The sequence below is a fragment of the Marinomonas sp. 63XJN7_9_ISO-PGPR-S23-217 genome (genome assembly GCF_056173515.1).
This window is the reverse complement of record NZ_CM149678.1, coordinates 445,303-467,027: the sequence shown is the minus strand read 5'-3', so window position 1 is coordinate 467,027 and position 21,725 is coordinate 445,303. Positions and strand designations below refer to the sequence as shown.

The following is a 21,725-nucleotide window of genomic DNA, read 5'->3' as shown; positions in this document are numbered from 1 at the left end:
CGTCTCATCCTCATTTTTATCAAACACTGACAAAAATACCTTTATATTTATAAAAACATCGTTTAGATGATTGCTATAGTGTTGGAGTATAAGAAGCGATGGAAGAAAGCATATTATGCAGACATTACCTTTGGTGTTGGCCGGTCCCATTTTACGCAAGACAAATCCACACGAAGTGACACTATGGTTAGCAACAAGTCGGCCCGTTGACGTGACGCTTTCGCTTCATTGCGATGTACTAGACGCCTCGCCTGTGCTCACCGTAAATCATCGTCAAATCAAATCAGGCGATAAACTCTACTTTCAGCTGATTCATGCCGTTCCTGAGTCAGCCTTACCAATCGCAGAATGGATTGGTTATGACATCATGTTGATCGACACCGTTTCAAAGCAAGAGCATCCTATTCAATCTTGGGCTACGGATCTCTGCTACCCGGGATACACGACACCAGGATTCATTATCCAGAAACACATCAAGCAATTACTGCACGGCTCTTGTCGTAAGCCCCATTATTGTCGCCAAGACGAGTCACCTGAAGAAAGCAATACCGATGGGCTTGCACTGGTAGACAGTCTATTAGAGAGAACGCCCGTAAAAGAGTGGCCCGCCGTGTTATTACTAACAGGGGATCAAATCTACGCTGACGATGTGGCAGGTCCCATGCTAAATGCCATTCATCAAGTGATTCAACAATTAGGGTTGGCCGACGAAGACATAGACGACACCGTATTAGACAAGCATCAGAGCTTACATAGTTCAGCGCCCCACTACTATGAGCGAGACCGCATCCTACCTCAAAGGCAAGAAACCAAGGAGCTACATAAACAGTTCTTTGGCGGTGTCAAAAAACCTATTTTTACCAGTAGCACGGCGCAAAACCACCTCATTACACTCAGTGAGGTACTGGCAATGTATCTACTTGTCTGGTCGCCTGCTTGTTGGGCTAATATCGACTTAACCTGCCCAAATGTCATCCAAGATAACGCAAAGCGTATGCGTTATGAGAAGGAAAAACAGGCCATTGAGGCATTTAAACAACCGCTCAAACACGTCCGAAGAGCTTTAGCCCATTTACCTACCGCCATGATTTTTGATGATCATGATGTGACGGATGATTGGAATATGACTGCCGCATGGGAACATAGTGCTTATGGTCACCCTTTATCAAAGCGCATTATCGGTAATGCACTCACGGCCTATTTATTATGCCAAGGATGGGGGAACGCACCAGAGCAGTTCGATGATGCAATGCTCTCACAGCTTGATCAGACCTTACAATCCATTGGCAGCCAACAGCACGATGCCTTGATTGACCAGCTATTAACATTTGAGCAATGGCATTACGAATGGCCGACTTATCCCCCGCTAATCGTGTTAGACACTCGCACCCACCGCTGGCGCTCTGAGCGTCATCCGCAGCGGCCGTCAGGGCTCATGGATTGGCAAAACCTAACCGATTTACAACAAACGTTGATTGATCATAAAGCCGTCATTATGGTGTCACCTGCCCCTATTTTTGGAGTCAAGTTAATTGAAACGGTACAAAGAATCTTTACTTTTTTAGGCAAACCTTTGGTAGTGGACGCCGAGAACTGGATGGCACATTCTGGCTCGGCTCACACCTTAATGAACCTATTTCGACATCCAAAAACACCGCATCATTTTGTGATTCTATCGGGGGATGTCCATTACTCTTTTGTCTATGACATCGAAGTGAAAGGCCTTCAAAGCAGTCCTCATATTTGGCAAATCACAAGTAGCGGACTTCGAAATGAATTTCCAAAACGCTTATTAGATTGGTTTGATCGACTCAATCGCTGGCTCTACGCCCCTTGGTCACCTCTTAATATATTTACCAAACGTCGAGGCATGTGGATATCGCCACGCAAACCGGATAACGCCTCTCGTGGAGAACGATTACTCAATCATGCCGGAATTGGTTTAGTCACCCTAGATGAGGAAGGCAAGCCAATACAAATCCAGCAATTAACAGGCAAAAACAAAGCCATTGTATTTAAGCAAGACCCTCAAGATCGACGGTATGAATAAATCCCGAATAATTCTATCCACTTGTCCACCCTTTCTTTTTCTAAACCCAGATGACAATAATGCTGGGGCCTATCTAACATAGAGACATGACAGAAATAAGGTTGTTGCATACATTCCAAGTTGAAAAAACATAGCAAAAAAAGTGTAAAACTTTACCAATATCGGATAATGAAAAAAGTTTGTTAGTAGTACTGTTTAGTGACATAACTAAAACTAAGGAACGTACTAATGACACACACAAAACGTTTTATGATTGCAGCAAGCAGTGTTTTGATTGCCTCTTTTGCAGCCCAAAGCCAAGCAACTGAGTTTGGGTCACCCACCACTGCGGCTGGTGTTTTCGATTTTGGGACGGGCTTTATGCCACCCGTTACGCCAATCGGAAGTTTCTCCTTACGTATTGCACCTTACTCAGCCGATTCAACACGAAACAACAGTGGCAAAAGCACCCTACCAAAGTTTTCATTGGATGTTCTGAGTATCTCATTAGCCTACATTAAACGTACTAACTACAAAATTTTAGGTGGGGACTTCGGCTATAGCGCCGTTATTCCCTATCTGGATATGAACCTTGACCTAACGACCCCTCCTGGCGGTAAAGTACATGGCTCACAACAAACACTAGGAGACCTGCAAGTCGCACCTATTATCATTCAGTGGGACATTGCCCCTAACTTTGGAGTGAATGCACAACTGCAAATACAGGCACCTACAGGCCATTTTGATAAAAATGCGGCCATTAATGCCGGTATGAACCATTGGACATACTCCCCAGCCTTGGGCGTCACTTACATCACCAGCAATAAAATCGAACTCTCATCTAGCTTCCAGTTAGATTTCAATACTAAAAACAAAGACACAGACTACACCAGTGGTATTGAATATCGTCATGAATTTGGCATTGGGAAAATCATGGATGCTTGGACCGTTGGTTTAGGTGGTTACTACTACAAACAGCTAACCGATGATAAAGGACCCAATGTGCCGGCAGATGGTAACAGAGCACAAACTATTGCAGTGGGCCCAGCTATTGCTTACTTCAAACCAGGACTGCCTGCCCTTTGGTTCCATGTTTATAAAGAGTATCACTCAAGAAACCGTACACAAGGCACCTCTATCGCATTACGCATTGCACAAAGTTTCTAAGGGAGCGCTAGAAAACGCCCTAGAAAGTAAGCAACCTGACAAGGAAGTCATTCGTCATTGATGACGATTACAGATCAAATTTATCAACAAGCTGATCAATCATAGAGGCGCTGATGTTATCGGCGTCGATGTGTTCGTCACTCTTATCCCATAAGTGTATTGCCTGCATAAAGTTAATAACAATGGCACTAAAAAAACCATTAATGGGCGAATAATTAGAACGCTTTAAGGTCGCAATCAATTGCCCATGTTGATACACCTGAATAATATGCGAGACCAATGGTCGACTGAGTGCCTCACCACCATATTTATAGCGACGGGTGTAATCAATTGTGATAACTAATGCAGCACTGTGTTTATCAGGTTTCACTGCATACACATCATGTTCTACTAAGCTCTTTTGAATTGAGTAGGCAAAATCTTTACTTAAAGTCTCTTCTGATGAAAAGGCTCTATTGTTTGGCTTACCCCAATCCCCTTCTTTTAAATTAACATGAAGACTTTTTACATAAAAAGACGTAACACCTTTGCTATCGGTCGGAGACGTAAACCAACTGGCACAACCTGACAAAAACAGAACACCCAAAATCACTATCAAATGCTTCGAACGCACGATTATTATCCTTATCTAAGGAGCCAAACGAAAAATACATTAAGAAAGATGGCGTCTACACGCATTCCTTAATTGCAGATAGTATGCAAAAACATTGTACAAAATTTTCCTAGTTACATTCTAACAGCGTTTTTCTATTTTATCATGGCTACTTTTACATCGATAAAAACCTAAAAAAGGGTATTTTCTGCTATAAAATCCACGAAAAAGCCCTATGATAATATTTCCCCCTACCCACTAGAGATGGCCTGATGCAAAACAACAACAGCGAGCTGGATAACGATTTTATCGACTTACTTAAATTACTCATTCGACAGCCAAGCGTTGTTGGTGCTGAGCACTCGTTCTTTCGCGTATTACAACGAGAGCTGGAAGAACGGGGGGCCAAAGTCACTTGGTATGAGGGATTATTAGTGGCCCAAGGCAGTGACCCCATGAGTACCATGTTCTCTGCGCATATTGATCGCCACGGTCTGGTATGCACCGGACCAAATGAGTTTCAATACGCGGCCTTTGTTTCTGCCAATAAAACAGACTTGCTGAATAATTCTGTATCGGAAGAATTAATGACTAAGGTGACCGAGCGCTTCCACCATGAAGAAATCTACGCCTATGAACCTTGGTCAGGTGTTTACCGAGGCAAAGGCATCATAAATCACTCATACGTGTGTGAGTTTCGTAACAACCTGATTTTTGAAGTCGATGGCCTTGAAGGGGTAGTAGCCGGTACCCCTATTGCCTTTAAAGATCAACTCACCATAAAAGACCAACGCTTAGAAGGACAACTGGATAATGTCATCTCTGCCGCAGCACTGGTCCATTTATTTGCCCACGGCTTTAAAGGCACCACCTTTTTTACCGCCCAAGAAGAAGCCGGCAAAAGTTGGCGTTATCTCCTAGAATGGTTTCGCCGCTTTGGTGGCTCAACTAACCGTTTATTTGTGGTTGATACCAGCCCTTTTCCAGATACCCAAGCGGCTAATGAACAGCTTTTGGTGCTACGGGAAAAAGACGCAAACGCCTCATTTAACAAAGACAGCACGCAAGCACTGGAAGCCCTTTGCCAACAGCACCATATAAGCTATCTCTACAAAAATCGTTATGTGGAAGCAGAAAATATTAAACGCGCCGCCTTAGGACAACCACCTTCCTCACTCGGCAGTACCGAGTTAGGACGCATTATCTCAGCGTCAAACGGATTGGTGGATGGTACGACCATCCAAATACCCACGACGGGATATCACACTATGCATGAATCTGCTTCGATTGATTCAGTAAACGCTTTTTTAAACACACTAAAAATACTCTCTAATATATAAATAGATTCCGTCTACACAATAATGCCATCCCATTCATCGCTCTGGGGTGGCCTAAAAATACCTATTCTTTCCTACTTGCTTACACCCTATTTTGCCCTAATTTTTTGTAAAATTTTCTTTGTCCTTATATTGTCTTTTTTATGTTTATCAGCGTATTTTGTTAACAAAATAAAGAGAGTGTGTGTGAAAACTTTAGTGACGGGAGCCGCAGGCTTCATTGGACATGGGTTAATTAAATCTCTTCTATTAAAAGGAGATGAGGTCATTGGTATTGATAACCTTAATGATTACTACGATCCAACACTAAAGCAAGCACGCTTGAAAGACATTAATGATTTTCAAACTGCCCAAAAACTGAAAAACCCTCTACGTTTTATTCGTATGGATATCGCAGATAAAGACAGTATGTCCGCACTGTTTTCAAAAGAAAAATTCGATGTGGTCATCAATCTTGCTGCACAAGCGGGTGTCCGCTTCTCTATCGAGAACCCTCAAGCCTATATTGACTCTAATCTATTGGGGTTTGCTAATATCTTAGAGGGGTGTCGACATAACGAGGTTAAACACCTTGTTTATGCCTCCTCAAGTTCCGTTTATGGCATGAATACCAAACAGCCTTTTAACACCAAGGACAGAGTGGACTACCCCATCAGTCTTTACGCAGCGACCAAAAAGTCCAATGAATTAATGGCCCACTCTTATAGCCACCTATATAATATTCCGACCACTGGACTGCGGTTTTTTACTGTCTATGGCCCTTGGGGGCGTCCTGATATGGCCGCCTACAAGTTCGTCAAGGCCATCTTGAACGGCACGCCTATCGATGTCTACAACCACGGTGACATGCAACGTGACTTTACCTACATCGACGATATTGTTGATGGAATCGTTCGCGTGGTCGACACTATCCCGCAACCCATGGAAAACACAGAGACTAAAGCACAAGCTCCCTACAAGTTGTTTAATATAGGGAATCACAATCCCATTACACTGCGGCGTTTTATCAGCGCAATAGAAAAGGCTTGTGGTAAAAAAGCGAAGGAAAATTTATTGCCCATGCAAGCTGGCGATGCCCCCATCACCTATGCCGATATTGATGAACTGACACAAGCCACAGGTTTTATGCCCAAAACGACTATTGAACATGGCATGCAAGCATTTGTGGATTGGTACCAAGCCTTTTATAATCTTGGAAACACTAACAACATGGGCAACACTAGACGAGAATGCATCAACGTCTAACACTGTACCCATCACCTATCAAACAGAATACTTAGACTAAGGGACATACCTTGAACACTAAAAAATACCATATTGCGGTCGCTGGTACAGGCTATGTTGGCCTGTCTATTTCCATGTTATTGGCTCAGCGCAACAAAGTCATTGCTGTCGATATTGTTCCTAGTCGAGTGGAAATGCTGAATCAAGGTCAATCCCCTATCAGCGACACGGAAATCGAAGATTTTCTCACTACAAAAGCACTCGATTTCACCGCAACAATGGATAAAAACCTTGCTTACCGTGACGCAGATTTTGTCATCATCGCCACGCCAACAGACTATGATCCCGTCACCAACTATTTCAATACCAGCTCCGTTGAAAGTGTGATTGAAGACGTGTTAGCCATTAATAAAAACGCCACGATGATCATTAAATCGACCATCCCAGTAGGCTACATCAATAGTGTCAAAGAGAAATACAATATTGATAACATTTTGTTTTCTCCCGAATTTTTACGAGAAGGCCGTGCTCTTTACGATAACTTAAACCCATCACGTATTATTGTCGGTGAGCATTCTGAACGCGCTGAGCTCTTCGCCCGCTTGCTACAAGAAGGGGCCATTAAACAAGACATTCCGACCTTATTTACGGATTCAACTGAAGCCGAAGCCGTGAAGCTTTTTTCCAACACTTATCTGGCCATGCGCGTAGCTTACTTCAACGAGTTGGACTCCTACTGTGAATCATTTGGCCTCAATAGCAAACAAGTAATAGAAGGTGTCGGACTAGACCCACGCATTGGTAGCCATTACAACAACCCGTCCTTTGGCTACGGTGGTTACTGTCTGCCAAAAGATACCAAACAACTGTTGGCAAACTACAACGATGTACCAAACAACTTGATTCGTGCCATTGTCGACTCCAACACGACGCGCAAGGATTTCATCGCCGAATCGATTCTTAAACGTAATCCTGATGTGGTAGGTATCTATCGCCTAGTGATGAAAACAGGTTCCGATAACTTCCGAGCTTCCGCGATTCAAGGGGTTATGAAGCGCCTAAAAGCCAAAGGCATCGAAGTCATCTTATATGAGCCTGAACTAGAAGAAGACACCTTCTTTAAATCAGAAGTCTGCCGCGACTTTGAGGACTTCAAAGCCCGTTCCAATGTCATTATGGCAAATCGCATGACAGAAGACCTCCGAGATGTAGTCGATAAAGTCTATACACGTGATTTGTTTGGTACGGATTAAAAATTAAAATGCCCATAAAACCCCCAATAAATTCTATTTATTGGGGGTTTTATATTTTCGGGTAAGCTAAATTAATCCGAATTGATCACGCTTGTCGTGGAGACGAAAAAAGGTTATTACTCTGAGACCTACCCTAAAGTGGAATACAGCTTATGAACATCGGTATCTACCTTTACGACAAAGCAGAAGTGCTCGATTTTTCAGGTCCGTTTGAAGTATTCTCAACAGCGTCACGTGTTTGCCCAAACGATGAACCATTTAATGCTTTTTTAATTGGTGAATCTGGCGAAATGGTCGTCGCCAGAGCGGGTTATAAGGTGATTCCACACTATGGCTTTCATAATCATCCAGCAATTGATGTTCTCATCGTTGTCGGTGGCGATCATACCCAAGAGATCCATAAACCTAGAGTCACTAACTGGATTTATCAACAAGCGCACAAGGCTGATTTCGTTGCCTCAGTCTGCACAGGCGCATTTTTACTCGCCAAAGCCCACGTGATAACAACGCAAAAAGTGACAACACACAGGGAAGACATCGCCGATTTAAAAGCGCAGTTTCCCAAATTGAATGTGATTGAAGGGGTTCGCTGGGTAGAAGAAGGCCATATCATTACCTCGGCAGGGATTTCGGCAGGCATAGACATGAGTTTACACTTAGTCAGTCAGTTTCATAGCCTTGAGCTCGCCGAAAAAACCGCGCGTCAAATGGATTTTGATTGGACAAAAAACGGTTTTTAATCACCCGTAACGGTATAAAACCTTTCTACATTTTTGGTCACTTCTCCCCAACGAGAAGCCTTGACACGCGTTTGATGTTTTTCAAATGCAGCTTTATCGGTGAACGCTTCATACACATCAAAGTGCTGTGAATTTTTTGCGTCTCTTTCTATAGTAAAAGTAAGACAACCTGCTTCTTGACGTGTCAGGGCAATATGATTTGGCAACTCAGCTAATACCGCGTCTAAGTCTTCTGTTGGCACTTCTATGTGTCCACTTAGTATAATTTTTGCCATAGTGCAAAGCTCCCTATTTATCTAGCAATGAAGCAAGATAACATGCCATATAAGTAACAGAAAAAGGCAGGTGATCGAACTGTTTAGTTTCGCCTTTTACAAAGCCAAACTGTTCATACCAATCTTGTAACTCTGAGTGTTTGCCAATCACGCCAATGCTGATCAACTCAAGCTCATCAGCTCTCGCCTGCTCGATAATGCGCTCGACAAGTTGCGCCCCGATGCCTTTGTGTTGCCACTCAGGTAACACTGACAATCGGTTCAAGTAGGCTTTACGAACGCGATTGGTCTGAGTGGGAATGTCATACGCCACACAAGCAACTGGCTGTTGATTGTCAATGCAGACAAAATAGCGCTCACCTCGTTTAAAATCCTGCTCGACCCAACTGCCCTCGCAAAAAGAGGGATGCTTTGGGCAGTTGTCTTGGTTTATTGCAAAACGTTTAGCAACAGGTCGATTCGCCTCACGAATGATATAGGCGATCACCTCGGCTTGATCTTCGAATACTTCCTTTATCTGTCTCATAACTTCTTCTCCTTCATACTTTTCTTAGAGACGCTCAACGGCAACCTCCAATGAAACTTCACGGCACTGACTGCAATCAAAATCATGATGACCCCCAGTATTTGCGTTACACTGATATGTGTCGAAAACGCAAAATGGTCGACAAACAATGCCGTAATCGGATAAATAAACGACAGCAAAGCAATCAGGCTAGTCGGCAATTTTTGAAAGCTGTCGTACATGATGATGTACATAAACCCTGTTAGTATCGCCCCAAGAGTCAATAAATCTAACCACTGACTAGTTTGCGTTGGTAAGTTGTCGAAGTCAGCAAAAGGCAAGAGCATGAGAATACCAACGATCACCTGTACCAATGCCACAAAAGTGGAAGGCACTTGACTGACTTTTTTTGTAATGAGTGTCGTCGCGGTATAAAGTAATGCAGCACCCAAGGCGAGCAATAAACCGAATAACGCAGAAGAATCGGTTCGATTTAAGTCGCCGATAAAAAGCTCATGTAACTCATGAGGATTAAGTTCTACGATTAACACTAAGCCGACAAATGCTAAAGCTAGCCAAACAAGTAGGGAGATTGACGGCTTTTCTCGGGTGATTAATGTGCTCGCTAACACCAAAAACAAAGGTTGCATATGGTAGGCAACGGTCGCAATAGAAAACGGAATATAATTGAACGAAGCAAATAGCAATACCCAGTTTCCTACTAAGGTAATACCGCCTAACACAATCAATAACAGTACCCTGGGCTGGAAAAACTCGGCACGAATCAAGCCTGAAAAATAGGCATATCCGCCTAAAACCATTGCACCAATCACACAACGAAAAAACACCACATTCCAAAATACCTGTCCCGAACTAATCACAAAATAACCAATGGTGCCAGACAGTATCATGGCAAAAGTCAGCTCTAAACTGCTTATCGTATGATTTGAATGTTTCATAATAGACCTCGGTTATTGCCCCTCACGGTAGAACACTGAATGCATTCTCTTTTTAAGGGAACTGGTTTATGGTGAATAGAATAAAATGAAGGAAGCCACCTTGGCAGACTTATAAAAAGACAAATCAACAACATAGCCATACTTATTAGAGGGAAAAATGCGAAATAACCTTAAAAAAGAAAAAACCATCTTGGATGGTATTGATAGCAAGCTGATTGAACAACTTTATACGAATGCGAGAACCCCTGTTACAGAACTTGCACGGGCAGTGGGTATGACCGCGCCCAGTGTCAACGAACGATTAAAACGACTGGAAGAAAGTGGTGTCATCTCTGGCTATCGAGTGGAAGTGAACCCTGTGGTTTTAGGCTATAGCTTAATGGCAATTGTACGAATGCGCCAACTTCCAGGCAAACTCAAAGCTCTAGAAGCCATGATCCAATCCATTCCTGAATTTGTTGAATGCGACAAGGTGACTGGGGATGATTGTTATATCGCTCGTCTGTATTTAAAAGACATTAGTCAATTAGATCCCATTCTTGACCAAGTCTCTGAGTTAGCCGATACCAATACAGCCATTGTGAAATCGACACCAGTCAAACGACGACTACTCATCTAACAGCCTCTAATTGGTATGGCAAGCCAATAAGAACCACTCGCCTATTAGTATTGTTAAAATTTAATATAGTGTTATAGTTATATATAACACTATATTTAACTGGTTTATTAAAACGCGACTTACCCATCGCGAAACCATACAGAAGAGAGCCCCTATGCAAGAGCAATGGAACGACGAACAACCCATTTATCGCCAAGTGCGTGATCGCATGGTGAGCTTGATACTTGCAGGAGAGTTACGTGAAGGCGAAGCACTACCCTCTGTTCGGGCGGTATCCACCAGCTATCAAATCAACCACTTAACGGTATCAAAAGCCTATCAGTCACTGGTTGAAGAAAAACTCGTCGAAAAACGACGCGGTATGGGCATGTTTATTCTTGGAGGTGCCCGTGCGCGAATTTTACACGCAGAAAGAGCACTCTTCTTTCAGTCAGAAATCCCCAAATTAAAACAACGTTTAACTCTATTAGATATTAGCACCAACGAATTAATTGAGCAGTTATCACTGGAAACACCTCCCTTAAACGACATCACGGTAGATCAACTTCGTCTACAAAAAGACAGCGAATAGGTATGATTATGAAGACAACAACAAACCATGCCGCGATCATCGAGGCACAAGGTTTACACAAACAATATGGCGACTTCAAAGCCTTAAACGATGTGAGCTTTCGCGTCTTGCCTGGGCGAATTGTCGGTTTAATTGGTCCCAATGGGGCTGGCAAGACCAGCCTGTTAAAAGGCATTTTAGGGTTGAGCACACTAGACGGTGGGCTAAGTGTCTTGGGTCTTAAACCAATGAAAGAGCGCACAAAATTATTGGAGCAGGTGAGCTTTATCGCTGACACCGCCATTTTACCTTCATGGCTTAAAGTACACCAAGCAATCGATTATGTAGCAGGAGTGCATCCAAGGTTCAACCGAGAAAAAGCTCAAGCGTTTCTGGCAAAAACCACAATCAACCCAAAAAGTCGCATTAAAGCCTTATCCAAAGGCATGGTCACCCAACTGCACTTGGCTCTCGTTATGGCGATCGATAGCAAACTATTGGTATTGGACGAACCCACATTAGGGCTCGATATTATGTACCGAAAACAATTCTACTCCAGTCTATTGGAAGATTATTTTGACGAACAAAAGACCATTTTAATCACCACCCACCAAGTAGAAGAAGTCGAAAACCTGTTAACGGATGTGTTGTTTATTGACCGTGGACATTTGGTACTCGACAGCTCAATGGACGACATTAGCCAGCGATTCTGCCAACTCTCCGTTTCGACAGAGGGCCGACATCAGGTCTTGGAGGCAGGGTTTCAACCTATTTACGAAGAAACTCGCCTTGGTGGGGCCAGTTTATTATTCGAAGGCGTTGATCCTGAAACACTCGCCGCTTTTGGTAAACTCCACACGCCGTCTATTGCCGACCTGTTCGTGGCAAAAGTCAGTTCAGCCAACGAGAGACGCCATGACGAAAGCACGGTATCTAACATGCAATGGAAGGAGGCAGGACAGTGAACCGCTATCTAATACAAATTAAACGCGAATTGTGGGAACACAAAGGCGCACTGATCACAACACCTTTAGTGGTCTTGACTATTTTTGTCGTACTAACCATTCTTGCGGGACTGGCTGGACGCGATGTTGTCCAAGGTGGCCAGTTTATCTCGCAACACGACGGCATGATGTCGTTCTACTCATTTTCTTCCGATGGTCAGCAACAATCCTTTATCTACCACAAAGGTATAAACGGTCTTTCAAACATTACCGACATGACAACGCAAAATCCTGCGACCATGTTAGAACAAAACCCGGCGATGTCGCTTTTGCCAGCCCTACCTTATATTGCATTTGATCATCTGGCTTGGTTGATTGGCCTAATTTACCTACTGTCTTGCCTATTTACCGATCGCAAAGACAAAAGTATTTTGTTTTGGAAATCCATGCCCGTCAGCGAATGGCAGAATGTTCTCACGAAAGCCTTTATAGCGGCGTTCATTATTCCGGCCATTGCCTGGCTAGCTGCATCGGCTTACAACCTGTTTTATCTGCTCTTCATGACAATCTGGTCATTCTTTAGCAGCATACATCATCCCGACTTACTCTTTCAGCCCCAAGCGGTACTCGCTACAGCTTGGTCATTTTTAGGCAGCTATCTTGCCACTTCTATATGGATGTTGCCTTTTATCGGTTGGGTTTTATTGGTCTCCGCGAGCGCAAAGAAAACGCCCTTTTTATACCTTGTCCTCCCCTTGTTGGCATTAGTACTTATTGAGTATACCGTCTTGGGAAGTCACCATATTTCTCAAATTATCGGCTCCTACATCAATGTGAGTGACCCGAGGACAGAGCAGAATATGCTCAATGTGTCAGGCTGGTACCATATTCAGAATGTGCTATCCAGTGTGCAATGCTGGCTTGGTTTGGCTGCTACAGCTGGACTACTTTACGCAACCGTATGGCTACGGGAAAATCGCTTTGAAAATTAGAAAAACACACCGAAGCGAAGCAAACTAACCACCCAAGGCCCTCATTACTCAAAACATCCTAGCCATCCTATAAACATAGGATGGCTAGGATGTTTTTTTATGGCTTCCCCCCTGATTAATTCCAACATTACAGGTGAAAAAATATTCAACCTTTACTAAGCTTGTTTTTAGGATCACAGGGAGTAATAACAAGGTGTTTACATTTTCTAAACTAAAGCTATCCAGCGCCATTACCTTTATCGGTATCGTCCCCTCTCTATTTGCCGTTCTCGTTGTTGCCATTTTAGTAATAGACCTGAACAAACAAGTCGATGAAGGGCGAACCGCCGAAGACATGGTAAAACTTTCTACCTTATTAGATAACGTTGCCCATAATTTCGCAGTGGAACGAGGCTTAAGCGCCGGTTTTTTAGGCAGCCAAGGCAAAAAAGGCAAAGACGCTTTAATGGCTCAGCGCCTAAAAGCGGACCAAGCTGAAGCCGCCTTGAGAGATGTTCAGCCAGACGCCTTCCAAGAGCTAAGCACCGCTCAGCTGAATAGCTATCGGGATCATGTACTCAACGTTCTAACGGATAAAAACACCATTCGTCAAAAAGTCGATAGCCTAGCGCCCGACAATAACGCCTTTAATTTTTATTCTAAAGTCAATCAAAGCGCATTAGATGCGATTCAGTATGCCATTTTAAACATTAATAATAGAGACATCGCCAAGACGCTAGAGGCACGCTTAAACCTGTTATGGATGAAAGAACGAGTAGGCCAATATCGCGGGGCGTTAAATGGTGTATTTGCCGCTAAAACCACCACCCCCAAACGACAATCACAAATTGCCGCTTTCATTGACAATGAAACACTCCAATTAGAGCACTTCAAAGCCATGGCATCCGAGAAACAATTAGCCATGCTAAAGACGGCCACCGAGAACGAGGCATGGAAAAAAGTGGATCAAGTCACCAGTGACTTTCTTAAACAAAAAGACGTCACTGTCGTTAATGGCCCTGCTAATTGGTTTGACTTGGCCACCACGAAAATTGGCTTAATAAAAGCCGTCGCCGATAAAATCAGTACACAAATCTATGCTCTGAGCAACTCACTTACCACACAGAGTATTTACTATCGAAATGCGCTGGTTATTGTTTTTACCATACTGATTCTGCCGATTCTTTGGCTGTCTTATGCTCTCACGCGCTCCCTAACCAGACGCGTCAAGCAAATTAGCCAAGTCCTATCCAACATTTCGACTCAGCGTAACTTGCTTGGTCGCATTGAAAACAAATCCGCTGATGAACTGGGTGAAATTATCCAATATTTAAATGCGCATTTAGACCATTTAAAAGGATCATTTGACGCCATGATGGGCATGGCAATCGAATCCAAAAACAGCATGGATGAGCTAAGCCAATTCTCTCGCAACGCCCTGCAAGAGACAAAAGATCAATTTCACCAAACCGACCTAATGGCATCAGCCGTCAACCAAATGTCACAAACCAGTGGCACAATCTCTCAAGATATGCAATCCGCCGCAGACGATACAGAAAACATTCGAAAACAAAGCCTGCAAGGATCGCAACGAATGCAAACCATTCTGGATTCCATTTCAAATCTATCCTTTGAGATAGAGGGCGGCTACAAAGCCGTACAATCGGTCACGACTCATACTGAACAAATTAGCAGCATTTTACAAACCATCGAAGCCATCGCCGAGCAAACCAACTTATTAGCATTAAACGCCGCCATCGAAGCAGCCAGAGCAGGAGAACAGGGTCGAGGTTTTGCTGTTGTTGCAGACGAGGTCAGGACTCTAGCCCAGCGGACTCAAGGCTCAACAGAAGAGATTCGCACCATGATACAGGCCCTTGTTGACTCGGGAAAAGACGCCTTACAATCCATGGAACAATGTACCAATATGGCAACTGGCACTTCAACTGTGATTGAGGATAATGTCCATATGATGCAAGAGCTGTTTGCTTCCATTGAAAACATCACACAAACCATCGAGCGAGTTGCTACGGCATCAGAAGAGCAATCTCAAGTATCAGAGGAAATCAATAAAAATATTCAGAACATTAATGAACGCTCACAAAATATTCTAAATATAGTCACCAATACAGACCAAGAAGCAAATCTGGCGAAACAACGTTTTGACAATGTGCTTAACGAAATCAGCTCTTACACCATTAAATAAAACCTGTTGAGATGACAGCCTTCCATTATTTGGTAGGCTGTCATAAATACCTCAGTCATTAGTACACATCACTTGATGCTAAGTGTTACCCATCAGTCTTTCTGCAAGATACAAGCAAACCGCTAAAATAACCCAGGGCGTTTATTCTCTATGTCACAATAGAAGCTTAAAATTTATTAAGCAAAGCCACCCTTTAGTAGTAAGGTTAATAGGTAGTAGGGTAAAAATACGAACCGGAGTAAGGTATGAGAAAACGTATAGCGATTGATATGGACGAAACGGTCTGTGACAGCTTGTTACGTCATATAGAATGGTATAACAAACAGTTTGGCGCTCAGCTTACCAAAGAAGATACCGCAGGCAAACGCATTTACCATGTGATTCCAGAAGAGCACGTGGCGACAGTAAAATCCTACCCTCATCACCCTGATTTTTTTCGCGACCTAGTAGTCTTTGATGATGCCATTGACTCCATCAAAACGCTCTCCGAGCAATATGATATCTTCTTTGTCACTGCCGCAATGGAATACCCAACGTCTTTTCAAGCTAAGTATGAATGGCTAAAACAACATTTTCCCTTTATTCATGAACTTAATTATGTCTTTTGTGGAGACAAAAGCATTATTAATGCAGACTACCTCATCGATGATACCCCAAAACACTTAGCAACTTTTGATGGAGAAGGTCTGTTATTTCATGCCTTTCATAATATGCATGCAACAGGATTCCAACGCGTCTATAGCTGGAAAGAAATTCTAGAAACGCTGCGTTTAGATTAATACTCCCTTGCTCCAGGCAAGGGAGTAGGATTAAGCAGCAGTTAAGCGCCAATAAGCAAACGGCTCTTGGAACCAAAGAGTCGTTTCAAGTGACGAATCAACCACACAGTACCGTAAAACTGAAAGGCAAACAGTACTACTGACGACACCAAACTATACCAAAGGGTTGTATTTGGCTGAATATAACCAAAATGCAACAGGAAGTATTTTGTGTTTCCCCACATCATTCCCACCAGCGGATGCAAAAAGAAAATCGCAAAGCTGATCCCTGCAATCATGGTTAAATGCTTTCCTAAGCGCTCACTGACCCAATGCCGGCAAAACCCCACCAGTAAAATACATAGCCCTACTTTTTGAATAAACTGCAAGTCTATTCCACGCCATTCAAAGGCCCTTTTATGGTAATCCCCAACGTGGAAAAAAACGCTGGACTGAAGCCATATGGTCAACAAGACTGCTACTAAGGCAGCAATAAGAAAATAACGATAGTTCTGCTTCATCCAGTCCAAGTGCTGAGAATACAACATGCCCATTAAATAAAAAGGCGTGAAATACACCACCGACTGTAAGACATTCACATTCGCTTCTGGCCGTTGAATCACCAAAGCTACCACCGAGAAGATCATTAGAATCGATAATTGGGAAAACACCGACAGTTTCAAATAACGAAAATGCAGTCCAGAACACAAAAAGGTGGCCATAATGAAAGGAATGTACCAGTGAGGAAACAGGACATAGCCGTGCTCCAACACCTTACCGCAAAGCGCTAACGCCTTACTAAAAGAAACGCCATCAATCCACATGAAACCAAAAAAATTGACCACAATGGCAAATGCCGATACGGCCAAAAATGGCACCAATACATTGCGACATTTTTTACCCATAAAATTCTGGAAGTTGAAGCTCTGAGAAAAAACATGGTGGAAGAAAAAGCCCGAAATGAACACAAAGACCCCGGTTCCACCCCGCAGTATATTTTCCAACCAAACGGGAAAACCATGATTACTATTGGTAATAGAATGGCCTAGCACAATCAAAATGATGGCTATCCCACGTAGATAATCAAACTCAGTTACTCTCGCGACTTTACTGACTTTAGAAGGGCTGGTGTTTTCAATGCCTGCCCCCATGGGCATTGAATGCTCAAATGTTTTCACAAGAAACCTCCATACATAAGAGATTCCCGTATTAAGTCTTTAGTCTCACCTAGAATCAACAACTATTTTTCAATAAATGAATATTTTACTGTCACCATGCAATGCCTACGTGATGTTTGCAAATTATTAAGATTTTTAATAAAAAACATCGGGATGTATGACGAAACCTGCTAAAATATCCCTATCTCATTCCCCCAGTATCCATATCTCGCTTACCTAACACTAGGACTTTATTTTGACAAACAATGATATTTTACGCCGCCTCCGTTATACCTTCTCTCTGAAAGACGCTTATGTGAAAGAAATATTTTCCGCAGCAGACAGCAGCGTCACGCGCGATCAAATTATTGCTTGGATGACAAAAGAAGGTGAAGAAGGTTACACGCCTATGGCGGATCAGGAGCTGGCTACCTTTTTAAATGGCTTTATCAACGTAAAACGCGGTAAACGCGAAGGAGAGCAACCCATTCCAGAGAAGCGTTTAAACAATAATGCCATTTTTATGAAGCTACGCATTGCCCTTAACTTAAAAGCAGAAGACATTTTAGACATCATGCAATTAGCCGAATTCAACATGAGCAAGCACGAGCTAAGCGCTTTTTTTCGCAAGCCAGATAACAAACACTACCGTGAATGCAAGGATCAAATCCTGCGTAACTTTATCCTAGGACTGCAACGAAAGTTTCGTCCAGAGTAATTTTTTTGGATAATACATTCGGATAAAGACTTTTACACAGTATTTCGAACGAACTCCCCCTCCAAAAGGAAGCTAAATTAGCTACCTTTTGGAGCGTATCAATTGACTCAATCAACTTTAATGTAAATAGCTGGGGAAGATTGACGCTTTCAATAAACCTGGTTTATTCACATCATATACAACAATAGTTGAGTACCCTTTATAATCCCCTGTTTTAGATTCGTCAGACACCCAAACAATTAAATCTGGGTCTGAATTATTATTCACATAAGCAACAGCAACGATTTCTAGTGAAAAGTTCCAATTTTTAGTCTGGAGCTCTATAATATTATTAGAACTAGAAGCTTGATTTGGATATAACATCTTTAGTGTATGAAATTTCCCCCTGCTTTTTCTATTAAGAGAAGATGGGAATGATCTAAGATCTAATCTTGATAGAAGTTCTTTACCGAATTTTGGATTATCATCTATTTTGTGATACTCTAAAGTCGATTTTGAAAGAATTTCAAGAGCATCACACACTAGATACTCACTTTTAATTTGTTGGTTATAAAGACTCTCATCTATATTTTTTTCTAAAGTCAACTTATCATATGTCCGACAGTCATCAACTTCTCTCCCACCACTAAATAATAAAGGAGTCCGTTTCAATGCTAGGGTTTTATCCAAATTAGTATACGAATGATATAATTGAGCATTTAATATTAACGGAACTTCTTTATTTTTTTTGACTATTGTGCACCCAGTAACACTTAAAGACAATAAAAAAATCAGAAATGATATTTTCATTTAATTTCCTCCAACAGCTTAGCTTCTTTATTTCTTCTGGTAGGATAAATATCACCAAAGTCTTGAAGCTCTTTTGTAGCACTTGACCAATCTTGAATAATGACAGAATGCCAGAAATTCGGAGCTGAAATATTTAAGTTAACACCGTACTGAAATGATAAGGATGCTATTACCGTTTGAGCCTGTGGAGGTAATTTTGAAAAAAACATATGAGGAGATGCAGCATTATATTTCATAATTAATTGATCAATATGAGATTTCTTTACTGCTTTATCAATTTCTTTTGCTTGACTAATATTAATCACCAGTGGTTTTTTCTTTATTAACCTTTGAGCTTCTATGCCTTTTACTCCCAAGTAAAGTGACAATTTAGAAATTAAAATTAAATCTAGATTTAATTTTTTTAGATCGTTTTCATTTCTTTGTCCTAAGTCAAAACCAGTTGCTATAGTTACCCCACTTTTACTTTTTCCAGCAACAGGAACATATCCATTTGTGCGACTCCCTCCTTCAACACTGCTTAAAAATTGATAGTCTATACTATTTTCCATCTATTTATATCCTTATACTATTAAATTTAACAGCCATTATTATCTGTTTCGATTTTAGAAAGGTTAAAATAAGCCCCTAGCTCTATAATTTCAAAATCTTCGCCCCAGAGAAAAATACCTGAAGCGCTAAATTTATGATCTTTAGTATTATTTTTTTTAAAATAAAAAGATACTTCTTCGTCTAAAATATCAGTAAAGAGAATTGCTGGTTATCCACAGCGAATACTCACATCCCTTTGTTGTTAGAGCGGATATGATAAGGGTCTCTATCCAAATTGCAATAATCGGACGGTAATACTTAGGATCATCCATATAAAAAACGCCCTTTCGGGCGTTTGTCATATATATCCTGTTTGCCTACTTGTGATCGTGTTATGCCACTTCTTCAGCCAGATTAATGCGGTCTTCTTCTACAGCATGGCAAGCAATTAAATGGCCTTGTTCTGATTCGTCGTAGCTATCCAGTTTCAACACGGGTGTTTCACTTTTACAACGTTCATTCGCAAAGCGGCAACGCCCATGGAATGCACAACCAGAAGGTGGATTCAATGGTGACGGTAACTCCCCTTCTAGCTTAATACGTAAGCGACGCTTTTCAGGCGATAGCTGTGGCGTACTAGACAGTAGAGCTAAGGTATAAGGATGTTTCGGGTTGTCGAACAATTGTTCACACGAGCCTTGCTCAACCACTTTTCCTAAATACATCACCATCACATCGTCTGCAATATGCTCTACAACCGATAGATCGTGGGAAATGAACACATAGCTCAACCCAAACTCTTCTTGCAAGTCCATCATTAAGTTGAGTACTTGTGCTTGCACCGATACGTCCAGCGCAGAGACCGGCTCATCAGCCACAATGACATGGGGATCCAGCATCAAACCGCGAGCAATGGCAATACGCTGACGCTGACCACCGGAGAACATATGGGGATAGCGATCATAATGCTCCGCTTTAAGTCCCACTTTTTCCATCATGGAAATGGCTTTGGCTTTACGATCTGCTTTGGGTAAGTCTGTATTAATCACCAAAGGTTCTTCGAGAATTGAACCGATTTTCTTACGCGGATTCAGCGACCCATAGGGGTTCTGAAAAATAATCTGAATTTTCTGACGTAACTTAGTCTGCGCGCTCTTGCTTAACGTCAGCAAGTTCTGTCCTAGATAACCTAATTGACCATCAGTTGGTGTTTCTATCATGGTCAGCATACGACCTAGGGTCGATTTACCACAGCCAGATTCCCCTACTACGGCCAGCGTTTTGCCTTTTTCCAGATTAAAGCTCACCCCATCCACCGCTTTCACCACGGCTTCAGGCTTAAACATGCCTTGCTTTACATGATAATGCTGTTTCAGACCCTCTGCTTTTAGAATTAGCGCACTGTCAGCAACGTTTGTTTTACTCATGCGGCAGGTCTCCCTTGTGTATCGAGTGGCGTGTGACATTTCACTTGTCGATTCAGTGAACCTTGGTTCTCAGGTTCCTCTTTGCGACAGTGATCCGTTGCATAAGGGCAACGAGGGCTTAGCAAACACCCTTGTGGACGATCATATTGACCTGGTACCACACCAGGCAAGGCATCTAGTCGGGCTTTTCCTGAAGCGGACTCAGGTAAAGATGCTAACAACGCTTGCGTATATGGGTGCCTAGGCGTGCTAAATACCTCGGCAGCAGGACCAGACTCAACGATTTGGCCTGCATACATAACGATAACACGATGAGCAACCTCCGCCACCAACGCCAAGTCATGGGTAATCAATACCAAGCCCATTTTCTTTTTGCGCTGCAACTCTATTAGCAAATCAATAATCTGGGCCTGAATGGTCACGTCTAGGGCTGTGGTGGGTTCATCTGCCACCAGCAAACGAGGATTACAAGCAATCGCCATAGCGATCATCACCCGTTGACTCATTCCCCCAGACAGTTGATGAGGATAATTGTCCAAACGCGATTCTGGAGCGGGAATCCCCACTTGAGTTAGCAATTCAACGGCCCGTTTTTTTAGCTCTTTTTTACTGCCACCTTGGTGTGTTTTGAGCGCTTCGATGATCTGGTAACCCACGGTAAAACATGGATTCAAACTGGTCATTGGATCTTGGAAGATCATCGCAATGTCCGAGCCAGTCAGCTTACGACGTTGCTTCTCTGGCATGGCTTGTAGATCTTTACCATCGAACGACAACTGATCGGCGGTAACTTTGCCAGGGAAATCGATCAACCCCATAATCGCCAATGAACTCACACTCTTACCTGAGCCAGATTCCCCAACAATGCCTAGGACTTCCCCTTCCTCGACTTTATAACTGATGTTATCCACGGCACGGAATTTGCCAAAGGTCACACTTAAATTGTCCAGCTGTAACAGTGACATCACAACCTC

22 protein-coding genes are annotated in these 21,725 nt (G+C 42.6%); 13 read left to right on the top strand and 9 right to left on the bottom strand.

What is annotated here, in order from left to right:
* Nucleotides 1-115: 115 nt before the first annotated feature.
* Both AC0VYI_RS02125 and AC0VYI_RS02120 read left to right on the top strand, forming a co-directional pair.
* Nucleotides 116-2,050, top strand: a complete 1,935-nt coding sequence (locus tag AC0VYI_RS02125; RefSeq protein ID WP_475447021.1) for a metallophosphoesterase family protein — start codon at nt 116-118, stop codon at nt 2,048-2,050.
* 228 nt (nt 2,051-2,278) lie between these two features.
* On the top strand, nt 2,279-3,196 hold the full coding sequence (locus AC0VYI_RS02120; RefSeq protein ID WP_199476703.1) for a SphA family protein: 918 nt from the start codon (nt 2,279-2,281) through the stop codon (nt 3,194-3,196).
* A 67-nt stretch (nt 3,197-3,263) separates the two neighbouring features.
* Here AC0VYI_RS02120 and AC0VYI_RS02115 read toward each other — a convergent pair whose 3' ends face one another.
* A complete protein-coding gene (locus AC0VYI_RS02115; RefSeq protein WP_475447019.1) occupies nt 3,264-3,809 on the bottom strand; it encodes a hypothetical protein in 546 nt (181 codons plus the stop codon).
* 251 nt (nt 3,810-4,060) lie between these two features.
* On the opposite strand from AC0VYI_RS02115, the gene AC0VYI_RS02110 reads away from it, so the two are divergent.
* From AC0VYI_RS02110 to AC0VYI_RS02095, 4 genes are all read left to right on the top strand, one after another.
* On the top strand, nt 4,061-5,128 hold the full coding sequence (locus tag AC0VYI_RS02110) for a peptidase M42 (RefSeq protein WP_475447018.1): 1,068 nt from the start codon (nt 4,061-4,063) through the stop codon (nt 5,126-5,128).
* Between the two features lie 183 nt (nt 5,129-5,311).
* Nucleotides 5,312-6,370: an NAD-dependent epimerase gene (locus AC0VYI_RS02105; protein ID WP_475447016.1), complete on the top strand. Its 1,059-nt coding sequence runs from the start codon at nt 5,312-5,314 to the stop codon at nt 6,368-6,370.
* A 50-nt stretch (nt 6,371-6,420) separates the two neighbouring features.
* Nucleotides 6,421-7,602, top strand: a complete 1,182-nt coding sequence (locus tag AC0VYI_RS02100) for a nucleotide sugar dehydrogenase (RefSeq protein ID WP_475447015.1) — start codon at nt 6,421-6,423, stop codon at nt 7,600-7,602.
* A 152-nt stretch (nt 7,603-7,754) separates the two neighbouring features.
* Complete coding sequence (locus AC0VYI_RS02095; protein WP_475447014.1) at nt 7,755-8,342, top strand: DJ-1/PfpI family protein; 588 nt, start codon at nt 7,755-7,757, stop codon at nt 8,340-8,342.
* Here the strand turns inward: AC0VYI_RS02095 and AC0VYI_RS02090 are convergent.
* The 3 genes from AC0VYI_RS02090 to AC0VYI_RS02080 are packed head-to-tail and all read right to left on the bottom strand — an operon-like array spanning nt 8,339 to nt 10,081.
* The gene (locus AC0VYI_RS02090; protein ID WP_475447012.1) at nt 8,339-8,617 is read right to left on the bottom strand and encodes a putative quinol monooxygenase; all 279 of its coding nucleotides are present in this window, start codon (nt 8,615-8,617) and stop codon (nt 8,339-8,341) included. The two genes, AC0VYI_RS02095 and AC0VYI_RS02090, sit on opposite strands and share 4 nt — an antisense overlap.
* A 13-nt stretch (nt 8,618-8,630) precedes the next feature.
* Nucleotides 8,631-9,143, bottom strand: a complete 513-nt coding sequence (locus AC0VYI_RS02085) for a GNAT family N-acetyltransferase (protein ID WP_475447010.1) — start codon at nt 9,141-9,143, stop codon at nt 8,631-8,633.
* Nucleotides 9,140-10,081: a DMT family transporter gene (locus AC0VYI_RS02080; protein ID WP_475447008.1), complete on the bottom strand. Its 942-nt coding sequence runs from the start codon at nt 10,079-10,081 to the stop codon at nt 9,140-9,142. The genes AC0VYI_RS02085 and AC0VYI_RS02080 overlap by 4 nt, the downstream gene beginning before the upstream one ends.
* A gap of 157 nt (nt 10,082-10,238) precedes the next feature.
* Here AC0VYI_RS02080 and AC0VYI_RS02075 point away from each other — a divergent pair, with 157 nt between their 5' ends.
* The 6 genes from AC0VYI_RS02075 to AC0VYI_RS02050 all read left to right on the top strand — a co-directional run bounded on the left by AC0VYI_RS02075 (nt 10,239) and on the right by AC0VYI_RS02050 (nt 16,150).
* Nucleotides 10,239-10,700 (top strand): Lrp/AsnC family transcriptional regulator, encoded by a 462-nt coding sequence (locus AC0VYI_RS02075; RefSeq protein ID WP_475447006.1) that lies wholly within the window; start codon nt 10,239-10,241, stop codon nt 10,698-10,700.
* A gap of 154 nt (nt 10,701-10,854) precedes the next feature.
* Nucleotides 10,855-11,271 (top strand): GntR family transcriptional regulator, encoded by a 417-nt coding sequence (locus AC0VYI_RS02070; RefSeq protein ID WP_067012405.1) that lies wholly within the window; start codon nt 10,855-10,857, stop codon nt 11,269-11,271.
* An 8-nt stretch (nt 11,272-11,279) separates the two neighbouring features.
* Nucleotides 11,280-12,215 (top strand): ABC transporter ATP-binding protein, encoded by a 936-nt coding sequence (locus AC0VYI_RS02065; RefSeq protein ID WP_199476714.1) that lies wholly within the window; start codon nt 11,280-11,282, stop codon nt 12,213-12,215.
* A complete protein-coding gene (locus tag AC0VYI_RS02060; protein WP_475447004.1) occupies nt 12,212-13,186 on the top strand; it encodes a hypothetical protein in 975 nt (324 codons plus the stop codon). The genes AC0VYI_RS02065 and AC0VYI_RS02060 overlap by 4 nt, the downstream gene beginning before the upstream one ends.
* Before the next feature lie 193 nt (nt 13,187-13,379).
* Complete coding sequence (locus AC0VYI_RS02055) at nt 13,380-15,371, top strand: methyl-accepting chemotaxis protein (protein WP_475447002.1); 1,992 nt, start codon at nt 13,380-13,382, stop codon at nt 15,369-15,371.
* A 245-nt stretch (nt 15,372-15,616) separates the two neighbouring features.
* Complete coding sequence (locus AC0VYI_RS02050; RefSeq protein ID WP_475447000.1) at nt 15,617-16,150, top strand: 5' nucleotidase, NT5C type; 534 nt, start codon at nt 15,617-15,619, stop codon at nt 16,148-16,150.
* 41 nt (nt 16,151-16,191) lie between these two features.
* On the opposite strand, the gene AC0VYI_RS02045 is transcribed toward AC0VYI_RS02050, so the two are convergent.
* The gene (locus AC0VYI_RS02045; RefSeq protein ID WP_475446998.1) at nt 16,192-17,307 is read right to left on the bottom strand and encodes an acyltransferase family protein; all 1,116 of its coding nucleotides are present in this window, start codon (nt 17,305-17,307) and stop codon (nt 16,192-16,194) included.
* Nucleotides 17,308-17,542: 235 nt separating this feature from the next.
* On the opposite strand from AC0VYI_RS02045, the gene AC0VYI_RS02040 reads away from it, so the two are divergent.
* Nucleotides 17,543-18,004 (top strand): YehS family protein, encoded by a 462-nt coding sequence (locus AC0VYI_RS02040; protein ID WP_475446997.1) that lies wholly within the window; start codon nt 17,543-17,545, stop codon nt 18,002-18,004.
* Nucleotides 18,005-18,121: 117 nt separating this feature from the next.
* On the opposite strand, the gene AC0VYI_RS02035 is transcribed toward AC0VYI_RS02040, so the two are convergent.
* From AC0VYI_RS02035 to dppD, 4 genes are all read right to left on the bottom strand, one after another.
* The gene (locus AC0VYI_RS02035; RefSeq protein ID WP_475446995.1) at nt 18,122-18,793 is read right to left on the bottom strand and encodes a hypothetical protein; all 672 of its coding nucleotides are present in this window, start codon (nt 18,791-18,793) and stop codon (nt 18,122-18,124) included.
* Nucleotides 18,790-19,344, bottom strand: coding sequence for a pesticin C-terminus-like muramidase (locus AC0VYI_RS02030; RefSeq protein WP_475446993.1), 555 nt, complete (start codon nt 19,342-19,344; stop codon nt 18,790-18,792). Before AC0VYI_RS02030 ends, AC0VYI_RS02035 begins: the two co-directional genes overlap by 4 nt.
* Nucleotides 19,345-19,716: 372 nt before the next feature.
* Nucleotides 19,717-20,751 (bottom strand): peptide ABC transporter ATP-binding protein, encoded by a 1,035-nt coding sequence (locus tag AC0VYI_RS02025; RefSeq protein WP_475446991.1) that lies wholly within the window; start codon nt 20,749-20,751, stop codon nt 19,717-19,719.
* Nucleotides 20,748-21,716 (bottom strand): dipeptide ABC transporter ATP-binding protein, encoded by a 969-nt coding sequence (dppD, locus tag AC0VYI_RS02020; protein ID WP_199476721.1) that lies wholly within the window; start codon nt 21,714-21,716, stop codon nt 20,748-20,750. Before dppD ends, AC0VYI_RS02025 begins: the two co-directional genes overlap by 4 nt.
* Between the last annotated feature and the right edge of the window lie 9 nt (nt 21,717-21,725).

Coding starts and splice junctions, on each gene's coding strand:
- AC0VYI_RS02125 (WP_475447021.1), top strand. CDS start 116: ATGCAGACATTACCTTTGGTGTTGGCCGGTCCCATTTTACGCAAGACA.
- AC0VYI_RS02120 (WP_199476703.1), top strand. CDS start 2,279: ATGACACACACAAAACGTTTTATGATTGCAGCAAGCAGTGTTTTGATT.
- AC0VYI_RS02110 (WP_475447018.1), top strand. CDS start 4,061: ATGCAAAACAACAACAGCGAGCTGGATAACGATTTTATCGACTTACTT.
- AC0VYI_RS02095 (WP_475447014.1), top strand. CDS start 7,755: ATGAACATCGGTATCTACCTTTACGACAAAGCAGAAGTGCTCGATTTT.
- AC0VYI_RS02090 (WP_475447012.1), bottom strand. CDS start 8,617: ATGGCAAAAATTATACTAAGTGGACACATAGAAGTGCCAACAGAAGAC.
- AC0VYI_RS02085 (WP_475447010.1), bottom strand. CDS start 9,143: ATGAGACAGATAAAGGAAGTATTCGAAGATCAAGCCGAGGTGATCGCC.
- AC0VYI_RS02080 (WP_475447008.1), bottom strand. CDS start 10,081: ATGAAACATTCAAATCATACGATAAGCAGTTTAGAGCTGACTTTTGCC.
- AC0VYI_RS02075 (WP_475447006.1), top strand. CDS start 10,239: ATGCGAAATAACCTTAAAAAAGAAAAAACCATCTTGGATGGTATTGAT.
- AC0VYI_RS02070 (WP_067012405.1), top strand. CDS start 10,855: ATGCAAGAGCAATGGAACGACGAACAACCCATTTATCGCCAAGTGCGT.
- AC0VYI_RS02065 (WP_199476714.1), top strand. CDS start 11,280: ATGAAGACAACAACAAACCATGCCGCGATCATCGAGGCACAAGGTTTA.
- AC0VYI_RS02050 (WP_475447000.1), top strand. CDS start 15,617: ATGAGAAAACGTATAGCGATTGATATGGACGAAACGGTCTGTGACAGC.
- AC0VYI_RS02035 (WP_475446995.1), bottom strand. CDS start 18,793: ATGAAAATATCATTTCTGATTTTTTTATTGTCTTTAAGTGTTACTGGG.
- AC0VYI_RS02030 (WP_475446993.1), bottom strand. CDS start 19,344: ATGGAAAATAGTATAGACTATCAATTTTTAAGCAGTGTTGAAGGAGGG.
- AC0VYI_RS02025 (WP_475446991.1), bottom strand. CDS start 20,751: ATGAGTAAAACAAACGTTGCTGACAGTGCGCTAATTCTAAAAGCAGAG.
- dppD (WP_199476721.1), bottom strand. CDS start 21,716: ATGTCACTGTTACAGCTGGACAATTTAAGTGTGACCTTTGGCAAATTC.